At 49.4% G+C, this 18,280-nt stretch carries 13 protein-coding genes; 3 read left to right on the top strand and 10 right to left on the bottom strand.

The window, feature by feature from the left end:
- Nucleotides 1-8: 8 nt before the first annotated feature.
- Nucleotides 9-4,196, bottom strand: coding sequence for an NEAT domain-containing protein (locus tag GC097_RS05245; RefSeq protein WP_171682300.1), 4,188 nt, complete (start codon nt 4,194-4,196; stop codon nt 9-11).
- A 41-nt stretch (nt 4,197-4,237) separates the two neighbouring features.
- Nucleotides 4,238-4,924, bottom strand: a complete 687-nt coding sequence (gene isdC, locus GC097_RS05250; protein ID WP_171682301.1) for a heme uptake protein IsdC — start codon at nt 4,922-4,924, stop codon at nt 4,238-4,240.
- A gap of 361 nt (nt 4,925-5,285) precedes the next feature.
- Here isdC and GC097_RS05255 point away from each other — a divergent pair, with 361 nt between their 5' ends.
- The 3 genes from GC097_RS05255 to GC097_RS05265 are packed head-to-tail and all read left to right on the top strand — an operon-like array spanning nt 5,286 to nt 8,014.
- The gene (locus GC097_RS05255; RefSeq protein ID WP_171682302.1) at nt 5,286-6,239 is read left to right on the top strand and encodes an ABC transporter substrate-binding protein; all 954 of its coding nucleotides are present in this window, start codon (nt 5,286-5,288) and stop codon (nt 6,237-6,239) included.
- A gap of 3 nt (nt 6,240-6,242) precedes the next feature.
- Nucleotides 6,243-7,238, top strand: coding sequence for a FecCD family ABC transporter permease (locus GC097_RS05260; RefSeq protein ID WP_171682303.1), 996 nt, complete (start codon nt 6,243-6,245; stop codon nt 7,236-7,238).
- The gene (locus tag GC097_RS05265; RefSeq protein ID WP_171682304.1) at nt 7,238-8,014 is read left to right on the top strand and encodes an ABC transporter ATP-binding protein; all 777 of its coding nucleotides are present in this window, start codon (nt 7,238-7,240) and stop codon (nt 8,012-8,014) included. Before GC097_RS05260 ends, GC097_RS05265 begins: the two co-directional genes overlap by 1 nt.
- Before the next feature lie 28 nt (nt 8,015-8,042).
- Here the strand turns inward: GC097_RS05265 and GC097_RS05270 are convergent, their stop codons facing one another.
- From GC097_RS05270 to GC097_RS05305, 8 genes are all read right to left on the bottom strand, one after another.
- Nucleotides 8,043-9,476: a sensor histidine kinase gene (locus GC097_RS05270; protein WP_171682305.1), complete on the bottom strand. Its 1,434-nt coding sequence runs from the start codon at nt 9,474-9,476 to the stop codon at nt 8,043-8,045.
- Nucleotides 9,467-10,168: a response regulator transcription factor gene (locus GC097_RS05275; RefSeq protein WP_171682306.1), complete on the bottom strand. Its 702-nt coding sequence runs from the start codon at nt 10,166-10,168 to the stop codon at nt 9,467-9,469. The genes GC097_RS05270 and GC097_RS05275 overlap by 10 nt, the downstream gene beginning before the upstream one ends.
- Before the next feature lie 546 nt (nt 10,169-10,714).
- On the bottom strand, nt 10,715-11,587 hold the full coding sequence (locus GC097_RS05280) for a hypothetical protein (RefSeq protein WP_246293968.1): 873 nt from the start codon (nt 11,585-11,587) through the stop codon (nt 10,715-10,717).
- Between the two features lie 5 nt (nt 11,588-11,592).
- Nucleotides 11,593-12,804, bottom strand: coding sequence for a copper amine oxidase N-terminal domain-containing protein (locus GC097_RS05285; protein WP_246293969.1), 1,212 nt, complete (start codon nt 12,802-12,804; stop codon nt 11,593-11,595).
- A gap of 55 nt (nt 12,805-12,859) precedes the next feature.
- Nucleotides 12,860-14,218 (bottom strand): phosphoglucosamine mutase, encoded by a 1,359-nt coding sequence (gene glmM / locus GC097_RS05290; RefSeq protein WP_171682309.1) that lies wholly within the window; start codon nt 14,216-14,218, stop codon nt 12,860-12,862.
- Nucleotides 14,219-14,242: 24 nt separating this feature from the next.
- Nucleotides 14,243-15,004, bottom strand: coding sequence for a sugar phosphate nucleotidyltransferase (locus GC097_RS05295; RefSeq protein ID WP_171682310.1), 762 nt, complete (start codon nt 15,002-15,004; stop codon nt 14,243-14,245).
- A gap of 22 nt (nt 15,005-15,026) precedes the next feature.
- Nucleotides 15,027-16,856: a glutamine--fructose-6-phosphate transaminase (isomerizing) gene (gene glmS / locus GC097_RS05300; protein ID WP_171682311.1), complete on the bottom strand. Its 1,830-nt coding sequence runs from the start codon at nt 16,854-16,856 to the stop codon at nt 15,027-15,029.
- 37 nt (nt 16,857-16,893) lie between these two features.
- Nucleotides 16,894-18,249, bottom strand: coding sequence for a nucleotide sugar dehydrogenase (locus GC097_RS05305; RefSeq protein WP_171682312.1), 1,356 nt, complete (start codon nt 18,247-18,249; stop codon nt 16,894-16,896).
- Between the last annotated feature and the right edge of the window lie 31 nt (nt 18,250-18,280).

Genomic DNA, 18,280 nt, shown 5'->3' on the forward strand with positions numbered 1-18,280 from the left:
ATTCTTGACTACTTGGATTCAGCCTGCTTCAGCATCGCTAGAATCAAAGTAACTGCTTCCGCCCGGCTGGCGCTCAGGTTCGGAGCAAACGTATTGTTCTCACGACCGCTAATCAATCCGAGACGGTATGCTTCCGCTACAGAGGATTGCGCCCACTGCGGGATTTCATCTGCATCCGTAAATGTTAACGGGGCTTTGCCATCTGTGGACAAACCTAATGCGCGAACAATCATAACAACCAATTCAGAACGGTTAATGCTTCGATCGGCGCGGAACGAACCGTCTTCATAGCCATTGATGATCTTCAATCCGGCTACTGCCGCCAAGCTCGGCTTCGCCCAATCAGGAATGCTATCCAGGTCGCTAAATGTCAATGCACTGTCCACTGCTTTCAACTTCAACGCGTTGCTGAGCATCACGGCAAACTCGGCGCGTGTCACTTGACCGTTCGGACGGAACTCGCCGTTCTCATAGCCACTGACAATACCCAGCTCGATCGCTTTCTCAATAGCGGCTTTAGCCCAATGGCCTTGAATATCCGCCCATTTCTTTGCTTCCGGCTTATCGCCTTTGGCTTCATCATCTTTGTTGACGTAAGGTTTGATGTCGTTGCCATTAAAGATCAACTGCACATCGTAATCTCCTGTATAGTGACCGGCCCAGTCCATTCTGACTTGAGCATAGATTTTTGTTTCCGGAGCAAAATCCTTCACAGCAAATCGAATGATTCTGCTGTTCTCTGCTCCATTCGTACTAACGTTCTCTGCATCTGCAAGCGTTCCATCCTCTTGCTGGATTTTAAAGCCCGGCATCTCTTTGCTCTTCGTTAAAGTAAGATAAACGTAGCTTTTGCCATCAATAATCGTCAGCTTAGCAGGCTTCTTCACGAAATCATTCGTGATGGACTTCTGATCACTTCCGCGCAGCATCATATTAAAGTCAACTGCATAGTCGCCAGGCTGGTAGGCTTCACTTAACGGTTTTACAACTACTGGCTTGATTTCGCCAGGTGATTGTACGCGTACAATACTGCTCTTATCAAATGTAAGATCAACATCGTAAGAATGATTATAACCAAGTTCCGGCCAATTCACTTTCACCCAACCGGCTGTTTTGACCGTTAAATCAGCGACAGGGAATTGAATAACGCGCGTATTTTTAGCGTCATCTGAGCTTACAACATCTGTATCGCTTAAGCTGCCATCGTACGCTACTTGGAAACTCGTCGTTTCTTTGCTTTGTTTAAGCGTAAATGATACACGCATATAGCCGTTAGTCACGGTTAACGTACCAGGTGATACGACATAGTCCTGCATAACCGATCTTTCCGTTGTGCCGTGTTTAAGAATTTTATAATTAATACTGTAGGTGCCGTCTGCAATCCCATGGATATTGGTAGGCGGAGGGGAAGTCGGCGTGCCCGGTCCTGATGGGTTACCTGTCCCTGGTCCCGGTGTTCCAGGATCAACAGGATCAACAGGGTCCGTAGGGCCAACTGGGCCGGAGCCTGCGGACGTAGCCTCTTTAAAGCTGATTTGATAACTTGGATTCACCGTCTGACCGTTCTCTGTCACGGACAAAAACAGTTTATATGCCGCTGTTAAATCCGGCAGCTCATATTTTGCTTCTTGGGAAGCCGCCAACACGGTAACAAGGTCCGATCTTTTCATAGCAATCGCAGGCGAAATGTCCACTGTAGATTGATCCGGAAGAACCCGTTGCAGCTTCGTTATCGTTGTTCCGCTTTTCAGCTTAAAGAAGACGACATTCTTTCCGTTCTGAACGCTTAATCTGCTGGTGTCATCAAGATAGGAACTCACCGGCGTTTGAACACCGCCCAGTGCACTACCGTTCAGACTTACATTGTAATTGCCTTCTGAAAGCGGCTGATCGAGAGGGAAAATTCGTGTCACGCTGCTCGCATCAAAAGCAATTTGCAGAGGTTGATCTTCATGAACAACACCTGGAACATCAACCACAACTCTTGCATTCAGCTTCGCCGATACATCGTTAACTTCGAATTGAACGGTTCTCGTATCCTCGGCTTGGTTGGCATTCAGTGTCGTTGTTTCCACCAAAGTCCCGTTCCGTTCCGTCTTGAAGGACGTAATCCAAGAACTTTTCTTCAAAGTGAGGGAAATCGTCTTTTTCCCATTCTGAATCGTTAAGCGTCCGCTCGTTAAATCGGTATAGCTCTCCATCAATGACGATTCATTCGTTCCGTCTTTGAGCAGGCTAAATTTGATTTTGTATGACCCGTCATCAGGCTGCCCGGGCTGTGTTGGCTTTGGATTGTTCGTAATCACGGAAGCATCGAAAGCCGCAACTGCGGTTTGCAGTTTGGTTAAAGCGTCATCGACTTGCTTTTGCGTTGCATCAGCATTATTAGCCGTACTTTGCACTGTCGTAATCGCAGTCTGCAGAGCGCTTATCGCGCTAGCCGGGAATTGGCCGGTATAAACGCCTTCCTCCGCTTTGTCATGCTTATCTTGGGCGCTTGCAAGCGCTTGGTTCAGCTTCGTTGTATTCGCTGGAACGATGGTGATGGAATACGAAACATCATTTACTTTTAACTTGTTGCCCTCGCTGTTCACAAGCTCGATATTCGTCAACGTCACCGGCGCATAGGCCGATTGCGTGACCGACTTGGCTTTGAATTCAAGCATCAGATAGGCGTTGTTGGCATAAAAGCTTTGCCCATTGGCGCCTGTTAAATTCAGCTTGAGCTGCCCGGCAGCTTGATCGGTGTAAGCTAATGAGAAATTGTCAATCAGCGGCTTGGATTTGGCTTTGTCGAGCTCAAGCAGGTTCGAATCGTACGTCAGCGTCATTTCCTGACCATACACCTGTTGATATACAGTTTTGCTCACGCCTGTAACTCTGAAATTCAGATCCAATACTTGCTTCGGCTCCACAGTCGGCGCGCCGATTAACTCTGCGCTTGGCGGCTTTGGCACGATCCCGCTGGTATCGAATTTAAACAAGAAATTATTGCCGGCGTATTGCGGTGGCGCTATGGTGTTATGTACGTAAGCAAGGATATTGGACGAAAGATCCCTCACTTCAAACTCAATTACCCTCGTATTGGCTGCTGCATCTTGGCTTTTCACCACGGCATCAACCATCTGTCCATTCAATTGTGTCTGAATGACATCTGTATCCGTGCTCTTAAGCACCGTCATAATTATTTTTCTTTTCCCCTGCTGAACGGATAAGGTTGCAGGATTGACAAAATAACTTTTCATACTGGATTCTTTGCTTGGGTTCGTTGCGTTCAACGTTTGATAAGGAATGCTGTACACGCCATCTTCGATAAACGGCACGATATTGCCGAATTCGAATTTAAACTGGAAATCGTTTGTAGCGTATTGAGGCGGCGCTATAGTGTTATGCACCCTGGCAGCTATATTTTGAGACAAATCGGTAATCTCAAACTCAACTTCCCTTGTGTTAGCTGCCTTATTGGTGCTGACAACATTCATTTCCACGAACTGCCCGTTCGAGTCCTTCGTCTTCAGCGAGTCCGTATCCGAGCTTTTAAGCACAATAAACCGGATCGTCTTTTTCCCGTTCTCGTCCACCGTCAATTTAGCCGGTTTCACAAAATAAGATTCCATCGAAGACGTCTTCGTCGGGTCCGTTGCACTTAATGCAGAAAAATAAATGTGATACACGCCGGCGCTCACTTCACCCGGCTTTGGAGGCGTAATACCTGCTGTATCAAATCCGATTTGTAAAGGTTGCTCTTCATGAATACCAAACTCAGTGATGTCAACTTTTACTTTGGCGTTTACTCTGGCCGATAAGTCGCTTACTACAAATTGAACCGTTCTCTTATCTTCCGCCTGATTAATGTTAAGTGTAGTTGTCTCAACCAAGGTCCCGTTGAACACAGTCATAAACGATGTAATCCAGGAGCTGTGAATTAATGTGAAGGAAGCCTTCACATCCCCGTCTTTCACAGTTAAACGTCCGCTATTTGGATCGACGTAGCTCTGCATCATCGACAGTTCATTCGCACCATCTTTGTATAGATTAAATTTGACAGGGTAGTCCCCGTCTGGAAGCGCTTGATTACCGGCACTCACACTACTCGCATGAGCTACTGAATCTTGGCTCAGCGGGAAATGTACGGCGCTTAACAGCACAAAAAACATAAGAAAGATCGTTCCGACTTTCCTTAGTCGATTCTTCAAAATGATTACTCTCCTTCGTTCCTAAAATCGTTGTTCATAAATTAAAGCTTTACGAATTTGCGAATTAAAATAAATGATGAGATCAATAGCAGAGCCACCAGCACAGTAACCGGAGTCGTGTCCCCGGTTTGCGGATTCACTGCCACAGCCTTCTTCTGCTCCGCATTGACAGCGGGAGCGGTTGCGGGAGCGGTTGCGGGAGCCGAGCCTTCACTCTTCGTTTTTGGTGTTACGTTTGCTGCCTTGTCGGCCTTCGATTCAGCCGTGCTGAGCGCTTTCATGCTCTTCGCGTCAAAAGCAAACCGAATCGTATAATCATGATCGTAATCGACCGTTTTCACCGTCACATGGATCTTGGCCATGAGCGGATTCGATACATCCTTTACTTTGAACTGAACCACTCGCGTATCCTCTGAACTATCGCTGTTTACCACTTGAGTGTCCGCGAAGCCTCCGCCATTGTCCACTTTAAAAGACGTGACCCATGAACTATGATTCACCTTCATTTGCATGGTCATTTCGCCATTTTTCACGGTAAAAGTCGCTGGCTTCTCCCAATAATCGTTAGCCATGGAAGCAGAGTCATTATCCCCTTGCAGAACCGTATAGCCAATGGAATACGTCCCGTCTGCGAGAGCAGCAGCGGCTTTCGATGCAGGCACGTAAAGAATCACGGCAAAGATCAGCATCATCAGCATGGAAACCGGGATGGTTAGGCATTTTTTCATGTTCTTTTTCCCTCCTTTCGTCGATACAAATGAAAATAAAGATAATGATAATCATTATCATCGTAAAATCAAAAAAAAATAATAGGACCTCTATTCTATTACTTCACACACCTCCGTTTCCTAGTTGCATCCTAAAGATAGCGCAGACAGGGCGACTACAGAGAATGAGAATCATTATTAATTAATGTGTGCGGTTTTATCTTAACTTAGCTGTATGAAAATTGTCAATACATACTAAAACCCTCCTTTTATTCTGAAAAAGTTAGCATTGACATCCGATAATGATTTTCATTATCATTTAGTGGTTGATGTCCTACTCTATCCATTTTGTCATTTCTTCAAATTCCCGGAGGTTTCCTTAATGAAAAATATCCATTGCGTCTTATTAAGCACACTGCTGATCGGGCTGCTCTCAGGATGTGCCGCTTCTCCCCCGCAGAGCCCGGATAACAGCCAACAAGCAAGCAGCGGCTCCCTTTCAGTGACAGATTTTGCCGGCCGCAAAGTTACTTTCTCCAAGGTTCCGACCAAAGTTGCCGCTCTTAGCAATGGTGAAATGGATATTGTCTACGCACTCGGCGGCGAATTAGTGGGCAGACCTACATCCACTGCTCCTCTATCTAACAAGGAAGTGGCTAAAATCGAACAAGTCGGAACGCCTCACGGCATGGACTTGGAGAAAGTAGCGCTCGTCCAGCCGGATGTCATACTCGGCAATAATCCTTTGAACCTGAAAGACGTGCCTGCCATCGAGTCGCTCGGCTCCAAGATGATTTTGACAGACGCGAACAGCGTTGCAGAGATCCAAAAACAAATTGGGCTATTCGGCGAAGTGCTGGGCAAAAAACCGCGCGCCGACGAGCAAATTCTCGCCATTGATAAGAAGATCGGCGAATTACAAAAAAATCTGCCTGAGCAAAAGATACGCGCTTTGCTTGTTTACGGCGCGCCGGGCACCTATATGGCTGCGCTTGGCAACTCGCTAAGCGGTGATATTCTCTCCGTCGCAGGCGGGGAGAACATTGCGGCAGACTATCCAAGCCTGGATAAATACCCGCAGTATGCGCAGCTCAATACAGAGAAAATTATGAAATCGAACCCGCAGGTCATTTTCTTTATGGGGCATGGGGATACAGACAAAGTGAAGGAGGGCTTCTTGAAGGAGATGCAGCAGAACGCGGCATGGAACAGTTTGGACGCCGTTAAAAATAATCGTATTGAAGTGCTGCCGTCAGATTTGTTCGGCTCCAATCCGGGAACCCGCGTGATTGAATCCCTTGAGCTGATGCATAAGCTTCTCCTTTCTTCTAAATAACCTATGAATATACAACAGCGTAATACTAGAAGAAAACTTAGCTTTATTGTCGCTCCCATCCTCGTCGTTCTCGTGTCCTTCTACGGGTTAACTTACGGCTCCGTACATATTTCGCTCAGCGAAATTTGGGCTGTCTTCACAACGGAGGGATCGCCTCTGCACGAGAAAATCATTATGAATCTCAGGTTACCCAGAGTGTTGATCGGCTTGCTCGTCGGCGCATGCCTGGCTGCATCCGGAGCCTTGCTGCAAGGCGCGATGAAAAATCCGCTATCCGATCCAGGCGTAATCGGCGTCTCTGCCGGCGGAGGTCTTGCCGCCGTTGTCACCATGATTGTTTTTCCGCAATACAGCTATTTGCTGCCTATTGCCGCTTTTCTCGGAGCGTTCGTTACCTCCGTCTTTATTTATTTGCTAGCTTGGGATAAGGGCTCTTCACCACTCAAAATTATTTTGGCGGGCGTGGCCATCAACGCTCTTCTAGGGGCTGCGACAAGCGGGGTCATGGTTGTGTTCAGCGACCGTGTTCAAGCCATTTTGCCTTGGTTGGCGGGAGGACTAAGCGGGCGCAGCTGGCACCACTTGGCATTCATGGCTCCCTATGCACTCCTAGGTCTCGGTTTATCTGCTTTAATGATCAAGCCCTCCAATCTACTGCAATTAGGGGACCATACTGCGCAGCTGTTAGGCCAGAAAGTCGAACTTCAGCGGCTGCTTATTATTTTATTATCTTCCTTATTGGCGGGGGCTGCTGTTAGTGTAGCAGGCTTAGTGGGCTTCGTCGGCTTGATTGTTCCTCATGCTATTCGCCTGCTGATTGGGGATGATTATCGCTTTCTGCTTCCGTTATCCATTCTTGGCGGAGCGGCTCTCGTCGTTCTTGCCGATACGGTGGCGCGATCGTGGTTTGATCCGATTGAACTTCCGGTCGGAATTTTGCTTGCGGGGCTGGGTGCGCCGTTCTTTTTATACTTGTTGAAGAAACGGAGAATTATGTAATGTCTGCCATTGAAACGAGTCAGGTCCACCTCCATATTGGCGGTTTTCAACTTAAAAATGTGACTCTTTCTATCCCTTCTGAAAAAATCACAGCCATCGTAGGGCCCAACGGTTCCGGCAAATCAACTTTACTGCAAACGATGACTCGTCTATTGGTACCTGACCAAGGAGAAGTTCTCGTGCAGGATAAGCCTCTGCCTCAATATAAAACCATGGAGTTTGCCAAAACAGTCGCGCTCATGACGCAATCCAAGCACACCATTCCGAATCTAACCGTAGGCGAGCTCGTCGCGTATGGCCGTTCGCCATATAAACGGTTATTTGACCATTCGAATCAAGAAGACAAGGATATTGTTCAATGGGCCATGGAGGTCACGCATACGCTGCGGCATGAGAACCGCATGTTTCACACCCTATCGGGGGGCGAACAGCAGAAGGCGCGGCTTGCTATGGCACTAGCGCAAAAAACGAATATTATTTTACTCGATGAGCCGACTACTTTTCTTGATATTGCCCATCAGTTGGATGTCATGGAAATGCTCGTGAAGATCAATCAAGCTTATCGCATGACGATTATTATGGTGCTTCATGATCTCCAACAAGCCGCCAATTACTGCCATTACCTCGTCGCTATGAAGAAGGGTGAAATCCAGAAAACAGGAAACCCCAAAGAGGTCATAACGGCCGAATTTCTAAAAGATATTTATCAGATCGAGGCCAAGGTGAGGTTGGAAGATGAAGACTACGTCAACATTATGCCTCTTCGCAAATTGTAAAAAGACCGTCTGTCACACAGCATTCACGCTAGGTATAAAGCGGAATTCTCACTTCAAAGGCGCTTCCTTTCCCTATCTCGCTTCGAACGCGGATGCTTCCGTTGTGGAGCTCGACAAGCTCCCTGACGATAGCAAGCCCCAAGCCGGATGAGCCTTTATGCTTTACCGGTCGGCCTCTTTCCACTTTAAAGAAACGTTCCCAGATGAGCCCTTGATCCTCCGGCGATATCCCGATTCCGGTATCGGTTACCGTGATCAGAACGGACTTCTCCGACGGAATCGTGATCGCCTTCAACTCTATCGTTCCATTCTCGGTGAACTTGACCGCATTTTTGATCAAATTGTTCAAAATTTGTTCCAACCGGTCCGGATCGGCGTAAGCCTGCGGCGAATCTTCATCCATATAGCAGTCGATGACCGTCCCTCGGGCTTCGGCTTCCGGATGGAATTTGAAGGCCAGCTTGGACAGCATCGCCTGAACATCGACCGCCATCCATACGAGATCGATTTCTTTATTTTCCAGCTTCATCAAGTCCGTAATATCATCAACCAACCGGTTCATATGTAGGGTTTCGTTATACATAATTTCGTAATACTTCTCTCTCGCGACCTCTTCGATCAAACCATCCTGCAAAGCTTCCAAAAACCCCTGCATCGCCGTAAGAGGAGTACGCAGCTCATGCGAAACATTCGCTAAGAAATCATGCCGCATCTGGTTCAGTTTCCTCTTTTCCAGATCGACGCGTTCAAGCTGCTCCATCATGTCGTTGATCGTCGTCGCCAGCTCCCCGATCTCATCCTTGGAGTCGATTCGAATTCTCTCGCTGTAATCTCCGATGGCAATCTTAGCTGCCGCCTTGTCAATCTGTTGGATGGGTCGGGTAATCGACCAGGATAAATAGAAGGATACACCAAATGAGAAGAAAATACCGAGCAGCGTAACCCAAAGGATGGTTTCTCTAAGCTGAGCGATGGTCTCATTCATGCCTTTAAGAGGCGAATGCAGAACGATACCGCCGTATACGTTGTTGTCTTTTCCCCACGGGACAGCAACCGAAAGCATGCCTTCCTTGAGTCCCTCGAATTGATTCCATTTCGCAGGTTCACCGTTGATAACTTTATTGACCATATCTGTACTGACAACCTTGCCTGCGTTCACCTCATCCTTGGAGGAGGTAATGACGATGTTGCCGTTCTTGTCGAAAATCCAAATGCGCGTGTCAAAGACTTGATCAAAAAAATGCAGCAGCTCCTTAAAGCTGTCGTTCGGATTCATCTGATTTTGGATAGCGAGATTAACCTGCTTGGCCTGACGCATCATCTCGTTACCCTTGGAGTTGATTATGTATTCTTTAGCAAACAATGAAATCACGAGCCCCACCGCACAAAGCCCGAGGAGCACCGTAACGATGGAGCTTGTCAGCATTTTGCCGAGAATGCTTTTATTCGGTTTCAGGTACATGCTTCAACCTCAAATTTGTAGCCCACTCCCCATACCGTATGAATGCATACATTGTGACAGTGGCTTAACTTTTCACGCAGTTTTTTGATGTGAACGTCCACCGTTCTCATATCTCCCAAAAAATCATAGCCCCAAACCTGCTCCAGGAGCTGTTCTCTCTTAAACACGCTTCCCGGCGATTTTGCAAAAAATGCGAGCAGCTCAAACTCCTTGGGGCGCAAGTCGATTTTCGTGCTGTTTGCGATGACTTCCCGACGGGTCACATGAATGACCAAATCATCAAACTCATAGTGGGATGGCGCGTCAACCTCAATGGAGGGTTGTCCCTTCTGCATTCTGCGAAAGATCGCTTTAATGCGCGCCACCAGCTCCCTCGGGCTGAAGGGCTTGGTCATATAATCGTCCGCACCGAGCTCAAGACCGAGCACCCGGTCAAATTCATCGTTCTTCGCCGTCAGCATAATGACGGGTACATCGTAACGTTTTGTGATTTCCCGGCACGTCTCAAAACCGTCGAGTCCGGGCATCATGACATCCAGTATCACGATATCAGGCTTTAATTCCGCAAGCATGGCCAAGGCCGAGACGCCGTCAGGTGCTTCTATCAATTCGATAAGCTGCTGACGGAAATAGAGTCTTACTATTTCTCTCACATTCGGATCATCATCCGCGATCAACACTTTCCAGGGCACAGCGGTTCACACCTTTCTATGATCCTTATATAGGATTCTGACTCCACTTCCATTTTAAGTGGGTAGCCGCTGGATTATTTATACAGCTAGGATGAAATGGATGAACCGGGGATATCAAAGTTGCACTTTCCTATCTACAGCAAAAAGCCCCTTTCCCAAAAGTCATTGTACATGAAAGAGGGGCTTTTTGTATGCCTAAGGGGCTCCACAACCTAGCTCAAGAAGACAGCGATGGATGCCGGCGGCTCACATAATGAAAGGCCATCCCCAGTCATTTCTATGACTTGTGGGACAGCCTTTGTTAGTTATGCTTCTGCGATCAAAATAAGGGAAAAACTTCCCACTAATTGGACTACAGAAGCTTGTCAGACTCATTTAGCTGGAAAACCTCCCTCTATTTGCACCGGATTCGTAAGAATCTACGAAATCCGACCAAATTAACGGGAGGTTTTTCTTCTAAATTCCCTGTGAGGCCAACTTTCGATCCATTTAGCAGGAATTTTTCCAGTTAGCTTCCTTTGGGAAGCTAGCTCTCCGCCCCAACATCTACCACGAGGACAGTGCCGTCCTCTTCCATGTGTTGGGGGCCACACAAACATATACGTACCCGTTGTCCCATGCGATCTCCCCCTCTTGTCCTGGGGAAGAGGATGAGGCCGGCGTCATGGATTTCCGGATGCGGATGCTGTCGTCGCTGATATCAAGCTTTGTCTTGGCATCCGAATTCCCGATGCCAATGTTGCCGCTGCTGCGCATGATGGTTAGCGGATTGTCCAGCGGTTTGCCGTCATCCGCATAGCGGATAATTTGCAGATTGGAGCCAGCATTCCCTCCGGCTTCCTCGGAAGCATCTGCGCGCATCGCCCAGCGCGGAGTCGTTATATTCCCGTCAGCCGATTTAGCCCAAGTCAAATCGCGATTGATGCCCTCGGTTCCGGCAATGCGTAAAATGCCATCCATCACATTGAAGTTTGAGGAATGCGTGCGAATTTCAGCTACATCCTGATCGAACGGAATTTCCAGACGTGTAAACAGCTCGTTCGGGTTTTTACCATCAGGCGACATTGTCGTTTCAAATGACATATGATTATGATCGTGCTGTTCAGGGTCATTCGCCTTGGCATGAGAGACGATGGCCGTCTTATCTTTACCGTTCTCGTCCAGCCAGGATATAGCCGGCTTCGCCCGGTCTTTCGTCCACTGAAGCCGGATGAGATCCGACAAATGGCCTTCTGAGGAAATCCACTGCTTATCCGTAGAAAGGTGGAGCCTATCATTATGGGGGATTTCAATACCTCCCCCAGGTAAGGACGACTCCTTGAAGGTGTTGACCGTATCGCTGCCACTTGCGAGAACCATCCCTGAAATACCGAGAGCCGCACCAGCCAACAGTGAAACAACCAAACCCGGAATTTTCATTGAACTTATCCTCCTTTTTGAAATAATTCGATCCATCTCACGTAATCATGGATAGCGATTCCGGAATAGCTCGGATAGGGAGAGAGCTTCTCCTTGACCACTTGCAATTCCGCCTCCATGTTCATAGGGTTAAGCGCATAGAAGGTCGTATGATCGCCTTCCTTGCTGGGTAACGTATCAACCGCAACGACGGCTTGTTTCTTAAGCGTCGCCGCTTCCAAGATGATTGGTTTGGCCTTGGCGATAATTCCGTTACCGCCCAGAGCATTATTACGATAAGCCATAATGACGACACAGTCCGCCTTCTCCAGCAGCCAAGCGCTAAAGGAGTAGCTGGTTCCCGGAACCAAGTAGCTGTTTATCCAAAAAGGAATATCAAAGGCCATCGTCATGCTGCGATCGGCGCTTCTCACTTCCCTTTCAATGAGCCTGATCGTATCCATCCAACGTTCGAGCACCCAGGTCTGATTCGTTTTCCAAATGTCCAGCGTATACGGTTCAATATCAAAGTGGTATCCTTGGAAACGCTCCTGGGCGTCTACCGAAGCGTTATATTGGGTAACTGCCGCAATCCATTGCCGGATATAGGGATGATTATCGGCATAGATCCAATTCGATTTGCCGGCCAGCGCCTCAACCTTGATGCCCAGATCATTTGCTCTGCGGATAAAATTCCGGTAAACGTCCTGACCCGGATACGTTTTTTCATAGCGCAGATAAAGAGCAGTCAGCTTTTGGTTTGCCGCAAACTGGAGAATGCCATCACCATCCGTCTCAATCATCTTGCTGTCCCAGATCCAAGTTGCTCTTTGCGCTTTGTCAGACGACGTCACAAGCACCAAATTGCGCTCCCTCATCCAATCCACATCGGCACCAAGGCTCTCGCTTACCGCCCTAAGCGGAACCATGGTCCGGTCATTTTTAATGACTGCCGGCGCGTCCAGATCAACCATTTGGCCGTTGACCGAAGCATCGTTACGACCGATCGTTAATACCGCAGATTTGTACTGGTTACGAAGGGTCACCTGCTCCAGCAATCGATCCCATTGTACCTCGGCTCCCAATTTTTCAGCGATCTCTCTTGCCGGAACCATCGCACTGCCCGTCTGCTCATCGATGTACGGCTGCACATCCGCAAAGTCCATCTTTTCGCCGTTCACTTCCACATCAAGTTGGGTGATATGAGAGTATACCGGGATCAACATGGGTACGCTCAATAAAATCAGGAAACTTACTAAACATGCGATCGCCTTTCTCATATGTTCGAACGGATTAAACAACGCTATATTCAAGTTCTTCCTTTACCACCTCTACAATGCCCTCCACGTAGCCGGACAGCTCCCTTTCATCCGGGCCCTCCGCCATCACACGCACCAGAGCCTCCGTGCCCGAAGGCCGCACCAATACACGGCCGCGGCCGGCCATCTCGCTTTCAACATGCCGGATAGCCGCGTCAATTCGCCGGTTGCCTTCCAGCTTGTACTTGTTTTTCACCCGTACATTGACAATCAGCTGGGGAAATTTCACTACGGGCGCGGCGATCTCGGACAAAGGCACGCCTTCCTGAAGCATCGCCTGCATCAGCTGAACGGCGGATAACAGGCCGTCCCCCGTTGTCGAATAATCCAGCATAATGATATGCCCGGATTGTTCGCCGCCCAAGTTGTACCCGCCTTTCCGCATCTCTTCCATCACATGGCGGTCTCCAACTTTGCTTTTCAGCGATTCCAAGCCCCTATTATGCAGCGCTTTATGAAAGCCGAGGTTGCTCATGACCGTGGAAACGACGGTGTTATGACGCAGCTGGCGATGCTTAGCCATCTGAGCAGCAAGAATATATAGGATATGATCTCCGTCTACGATGTCTCCACGCTCATCGACCGCAATCAGCCGGTCTGCATCGCCGTCAAAAGCAAGGCCTGCATGGGCTTGATGCTCCAGTACGGCTTTACGGAGATGCTCCGGGTGCGTCGAGCCGCATTGTTCATTAATGTTCAAGCCATTCGGCTGATGATGAATCAGGACTGTCTCCGCTCCCAATTCGGAGAAAAGACGCGGGGCCAGCGAGGAAGCGGCACCGTTGGCGCAATCGAGCACGACCTTGCATCCTGCCAGCGAGCCGGAAATCGTGGACTTCAAGTAGCTCACATAGTCTAGGGCGCTCTGTGCGTCATCGCGCACGGTCCCAATACCGGACCCGACGGGACGCGAATCCCGGTTCTGCTTGCCCTGCAGGAGGGCCTCTACATCCGCCTCCCATTCATCAGGCATTTTAAAGCCGTCCCTGCCGAAAAATTTGATCCCATTGTCTTCCACCGGATTATGGGACGCCGATATCATCACCCCTGCATCCATCCGCGAATGCCGCGTGATATAAGCTACGCCCGGCGTCGGCAGCACGCCCAGCCTCACGGCATCGGTCCCGGCGGATAACAGTCCGGCGACCAAAGCCGCCTCCAACATGTGGCCGGAAATGCGGGTATCCCGCCCGATAACGACGCTTGGCCGCTTCCTCCCGCAGCTGCGTGACAGCATACTGCCTACGATGAGGCCCAGCTCAAAAGCAAGCTCCGGCGATAATTCGCGGTTCGCCACCCCTCTGATGCCATCCGTACCGAAAATAACTCCCATATCGAATCTCCTCCCCATGACTTATTAGGCAAACATCCCCGTTCGTGCATAGAAGACTCGATTCGCCTCTTCCAATTGTTCCGGCGTATTAATCCCCATAACCTCTTCCGGGTTCTCGAGGACAATCGCTTCAAATCTCTTCGGGCCGCCGGAAATGCCCGTCTGCCTCATCACCTTCACGATATCGGTCAAGTAGAACTCGTTCTGGGCATTGTTATTGGCAATGCCGGGGAGCGCACGAAACAAACTTTCATTATCAAAACAGAATATCCCCGTATTGATCTCGGTAATCCGTTTCTGCTCTGGCGTCGCATCCTTCTCTTCCACGATGTCGATCACCTCGCCGCTCAAAGGATCGCGTATAATTCTGCCATAGCCGGTCGGATCATGGACCATCGCGGTCAATACCACCCCGGAGCACGAGCCCTCCCCCTGGGCAGCAAGCAGCCGTTCGATGGTGGATTGCCTGATGAGCGGCGTGTCCCCCGTAAGCACCAGCGTCGAGCCGCAGCGATTTCTCAGCAGGGGTTCGCACTGAAGAACGGCGTGCGCTGTTCCAAGCTGTTCCGCCTGCTCGGCGTAAATCGTCCGCGTTCCCAAATACTTCTTTACAAGCTCCCCCTTATGCCCGATGACCACCATAATCTGGTTGACGGGCATGCTTTCCAGCTCCTTGACCAAATGTCCGACCATCGGTATGCCACCGACGGGATGAAGCACTTTGGGCAGCTCCGACTTCATCCGTGTGCCTTTCCCCGCAGCTAACAAAATAGCGAAAGCTTCCATGTGGATCACCCCCCAGTATCGTTTATTCGACCGTAACGCTTTTGGCTAAATTGCGAGGTTTATCAATATCGTTGCCCAAGGCCAAAGAGGCGTAATAGGAAATCAATTGCAGCGGCACGACCGCCAAAATAGGCGCCAGCAGCGGAAGCGACGGAGGAATGAAGCAAATTTCATCCACCGCATTAAGCAGACCCACATTGCCTTCAACTGTTATCCCCATGACATGGGCCCCGCGAGCCTTCACTTCTTTAATATTGCTGACCGTTTTTTCGTAAAGATCCATCTGTGTGGCAAGCGCAATAACCGGCGTACCCTTCTCGATCAGAGCCAATGTGCCGTGCTTCAGCTCTCCGGCCGCATAAGCTTCCGAGTGAATATAAGAGATTTCCTTTAATTTGAGAGATCCCTCAAGAGCAATCGCGTAGTCCAGTCCCCTTCCGATAAAAAACAGGCTGTCCGCTTCCTTGATCGATTCGGCAAACAGTTTCACCTCGTTGGCGTTCTCCAGCACCTTCTCCACTTGAACGGGAAGTGCCTTTAATCCTTGAACCAGCTCTGTATGAAGCTCTTTATCCAGCGTCTGTCTTTCCTGCGCCAAATAGATGCTGAACAAATAGAAAGCAAGCAGCTGAGCGGTATACGCTTTGGTTGATGCCACCGCAATTTCCGGACCGGCTTTTGTGGCAATCACATAGTCCGCATCCCGCGCAATAGAGCTGGTCGGCACATTGGTGATGGCCAGTATTTTAGCGCCTTTTCTCCTGCTTTCGTGCAGGGCGGCAAGCGAATCCGCCGTTTCACCGGATTGGCTGACGACGATTACCAGCGTTCTATCCGTTATAATCGGATCACGGTACCTGAACTCCGATGCGATATCAGGCTGGACCGGGATTCGCGTTAATTTCTCAATCATCGTGCTGCCGACGAGTCCAGCATGGTAGGCGGTGCCGCAGGCGACGATGAAGATTTTGTCCACGTCTTTGAACGCACCCGCTCCATGCTCTAATTCCGGGAAGCTGACTTCATCCTGGTCATTGATGCGTCCCAGCATCGTATTTCTAAGCGTTAACGGCTGTTCATGAATTTCCTTCAGCATGAAGTGTTCGAACCGGCCTTTCTCCACCTGCTCGGCGCTCCAATCGATTTGCAGCAGCTTACGGTCCGACGGCTCCCCTGTTTCGGCTTTCGTGATGAAGATGCGGTTACGAGTCATGACCGCTAGATCGCCATCCTCCAATATATACACCTTGCGAGTATGCTCAATTAAGGCTGAGATGTCCGAAGCAAGGAAGTTTTCGCCTAGACCTGCGCCAATGACAAGGGGACTGGACTGTCTGACCGCTACAAGCTTATCCGGCTCATGCTCGGTCATGACACCGAGTGAATAGGCCCCCTGCAGCTTCCGGATCACCATTCGCATAGCGGCCACGAGATCGCCTTGGTAATGTTCGGCGAGTAAATGCGCGATCACCTCGGTGTCGGTCTCGGAAGCAAACGTGACTCCTTTCAGCTCAAGCTCTTTTTTCAGCTCCATATAGTTTTCCACGATGCCGTTATGCACGACGGTAAATTTGCCCGACATATCCGTATGAGGATGTGAGTTCGCGTCCGACGGCTTGCCATGCGTTGCCCAGCGCGTATGACCGATGCCGGCCGACCCCTTCAAGGGCTGCTTGTTCAGCTGCCCCGATAAGTTCGCCAGACGTCCCTCCACCTTGCTAATCTTAATCTGGTCCTGCTCAAGCACCGCTATCCCAGCGGAATCATACCCTCTATACTCCAGCTTGCTTAATCCGTTCAACAGAATCGGCTGCACATCTCGTTGTCCGATATAGCCTACAATGCCACACATCGTTGTTTCTCCCCTCTATGTTGTGATGAGATTAAAATTAAACCCCTACCGCGAGTTTCACTTCTTGTTTATGAATCCCAGTACCCAGCTTATAAATATTATCGGCCTGAATGTCGGCAAACGCATTGCGCGTATCGATGATCGGCACGCCCAACTTCGCCAGCTCCATATTATTGAAGCTGCGGTGATTCGTGATCAGCACCATACAGTCATACTTGGCAAATGCAGTCAGATCATAGTCCACAGAGGGGACCATATGTCCATGCTTATCCAGGAAGGAACCAGCATGCGGGTCATAATAATCCACATGAGCTCCGCTTTCCAGCAGCAACTCGTACAGTTCAAGCCCCGGTGATTCACGGAGATCGTCTACGTCCGGCTTATACGCCATTCCCAGAATAAGAACCTTCGAATTACGGATGGACTTCGCATACATATTAAGCACCTGCGAAGCTTTATAACGGACATACTCCGGCATATTGTCGTTAATCGACTGAGCCAGCTCGATAAACTTGCTGTAGAAACGGAATTCTTTCGCCTTCCACGACAAATACATCGGGTCAAGCGGAATGCAGTGACCGCCGATGCCTGGTCCCGGGTGGAAAGGCATGAAGCCGAACGGCTTTGTCGACGCCGCCTTAATGACCTCCCAGACGTCGATGTCCATTTTGTCGCACATCATGGCCATTTCATTAATGAACGCAATGTTAATACTGCGGAAGGTATTTTCCAGCAGCTTGGACATCTCCGCCACCTTCGGAGAGGATACGGGAACGACATTTTTCACCACATGACTGTATAAGGTAACGCCAAGATCCATGCACGCTTCGGTCGTGCCGCCGATCACCTTCGGCGTATTATAGGTGTTAAAGTTCGGGTTGCCCGGATCGACACGCTCGGGTGAGAAGCAGAGGAAGAAATCCCTGCCCACCTTCAGTCCTTGCGCTTCCAGCTCATACTGAATCAGTTCCTCGGTAGTCCCCGGATAGGTCGTGCTCTCAAGAACGATCAAAGCCCCGCGCTTTAGATTTTTCTTAATTTCCAGGACAACACTCTTAATATAGGAGGTATCCGGATCCTGATTCTCGCTCAGCGGAGTCGGAACGCAGATGCTAATCGCATCCAGCTTTTGAACCGTATGGTAGTCGTCGGTCGGATTAAATCGCCCGGACTCGATCGCTTTCAATACCTCCTCGCTCGGAACGTCTTGAATATACGATTCGCCGTTTTGAAGCGACTGCACCTTGCGGAAATCCAGATCAATGCCATACACCGTAAACCCGCCCTTTACCATCTCCATGCATAGGGGCAGCCCCACATAGCCGAGACCGATCACCCCGACTTTAGCGGTCTTTTCCAGGAATTTAACTTTCAAATTGTTATATACACTCATCATGCTTCCACCCTTCCATTTTTTAATTTCT

Origin of the sequence: Paenibacillus planticolens, from assembly GCF_013141725.1 — a bacterium.
Lineage (GTDB): Bacteria > Bacillota > Bacilli > Paenibacillales > NBRC-103111 > Paenibacillus_E > Paenibacillus_E planticolens.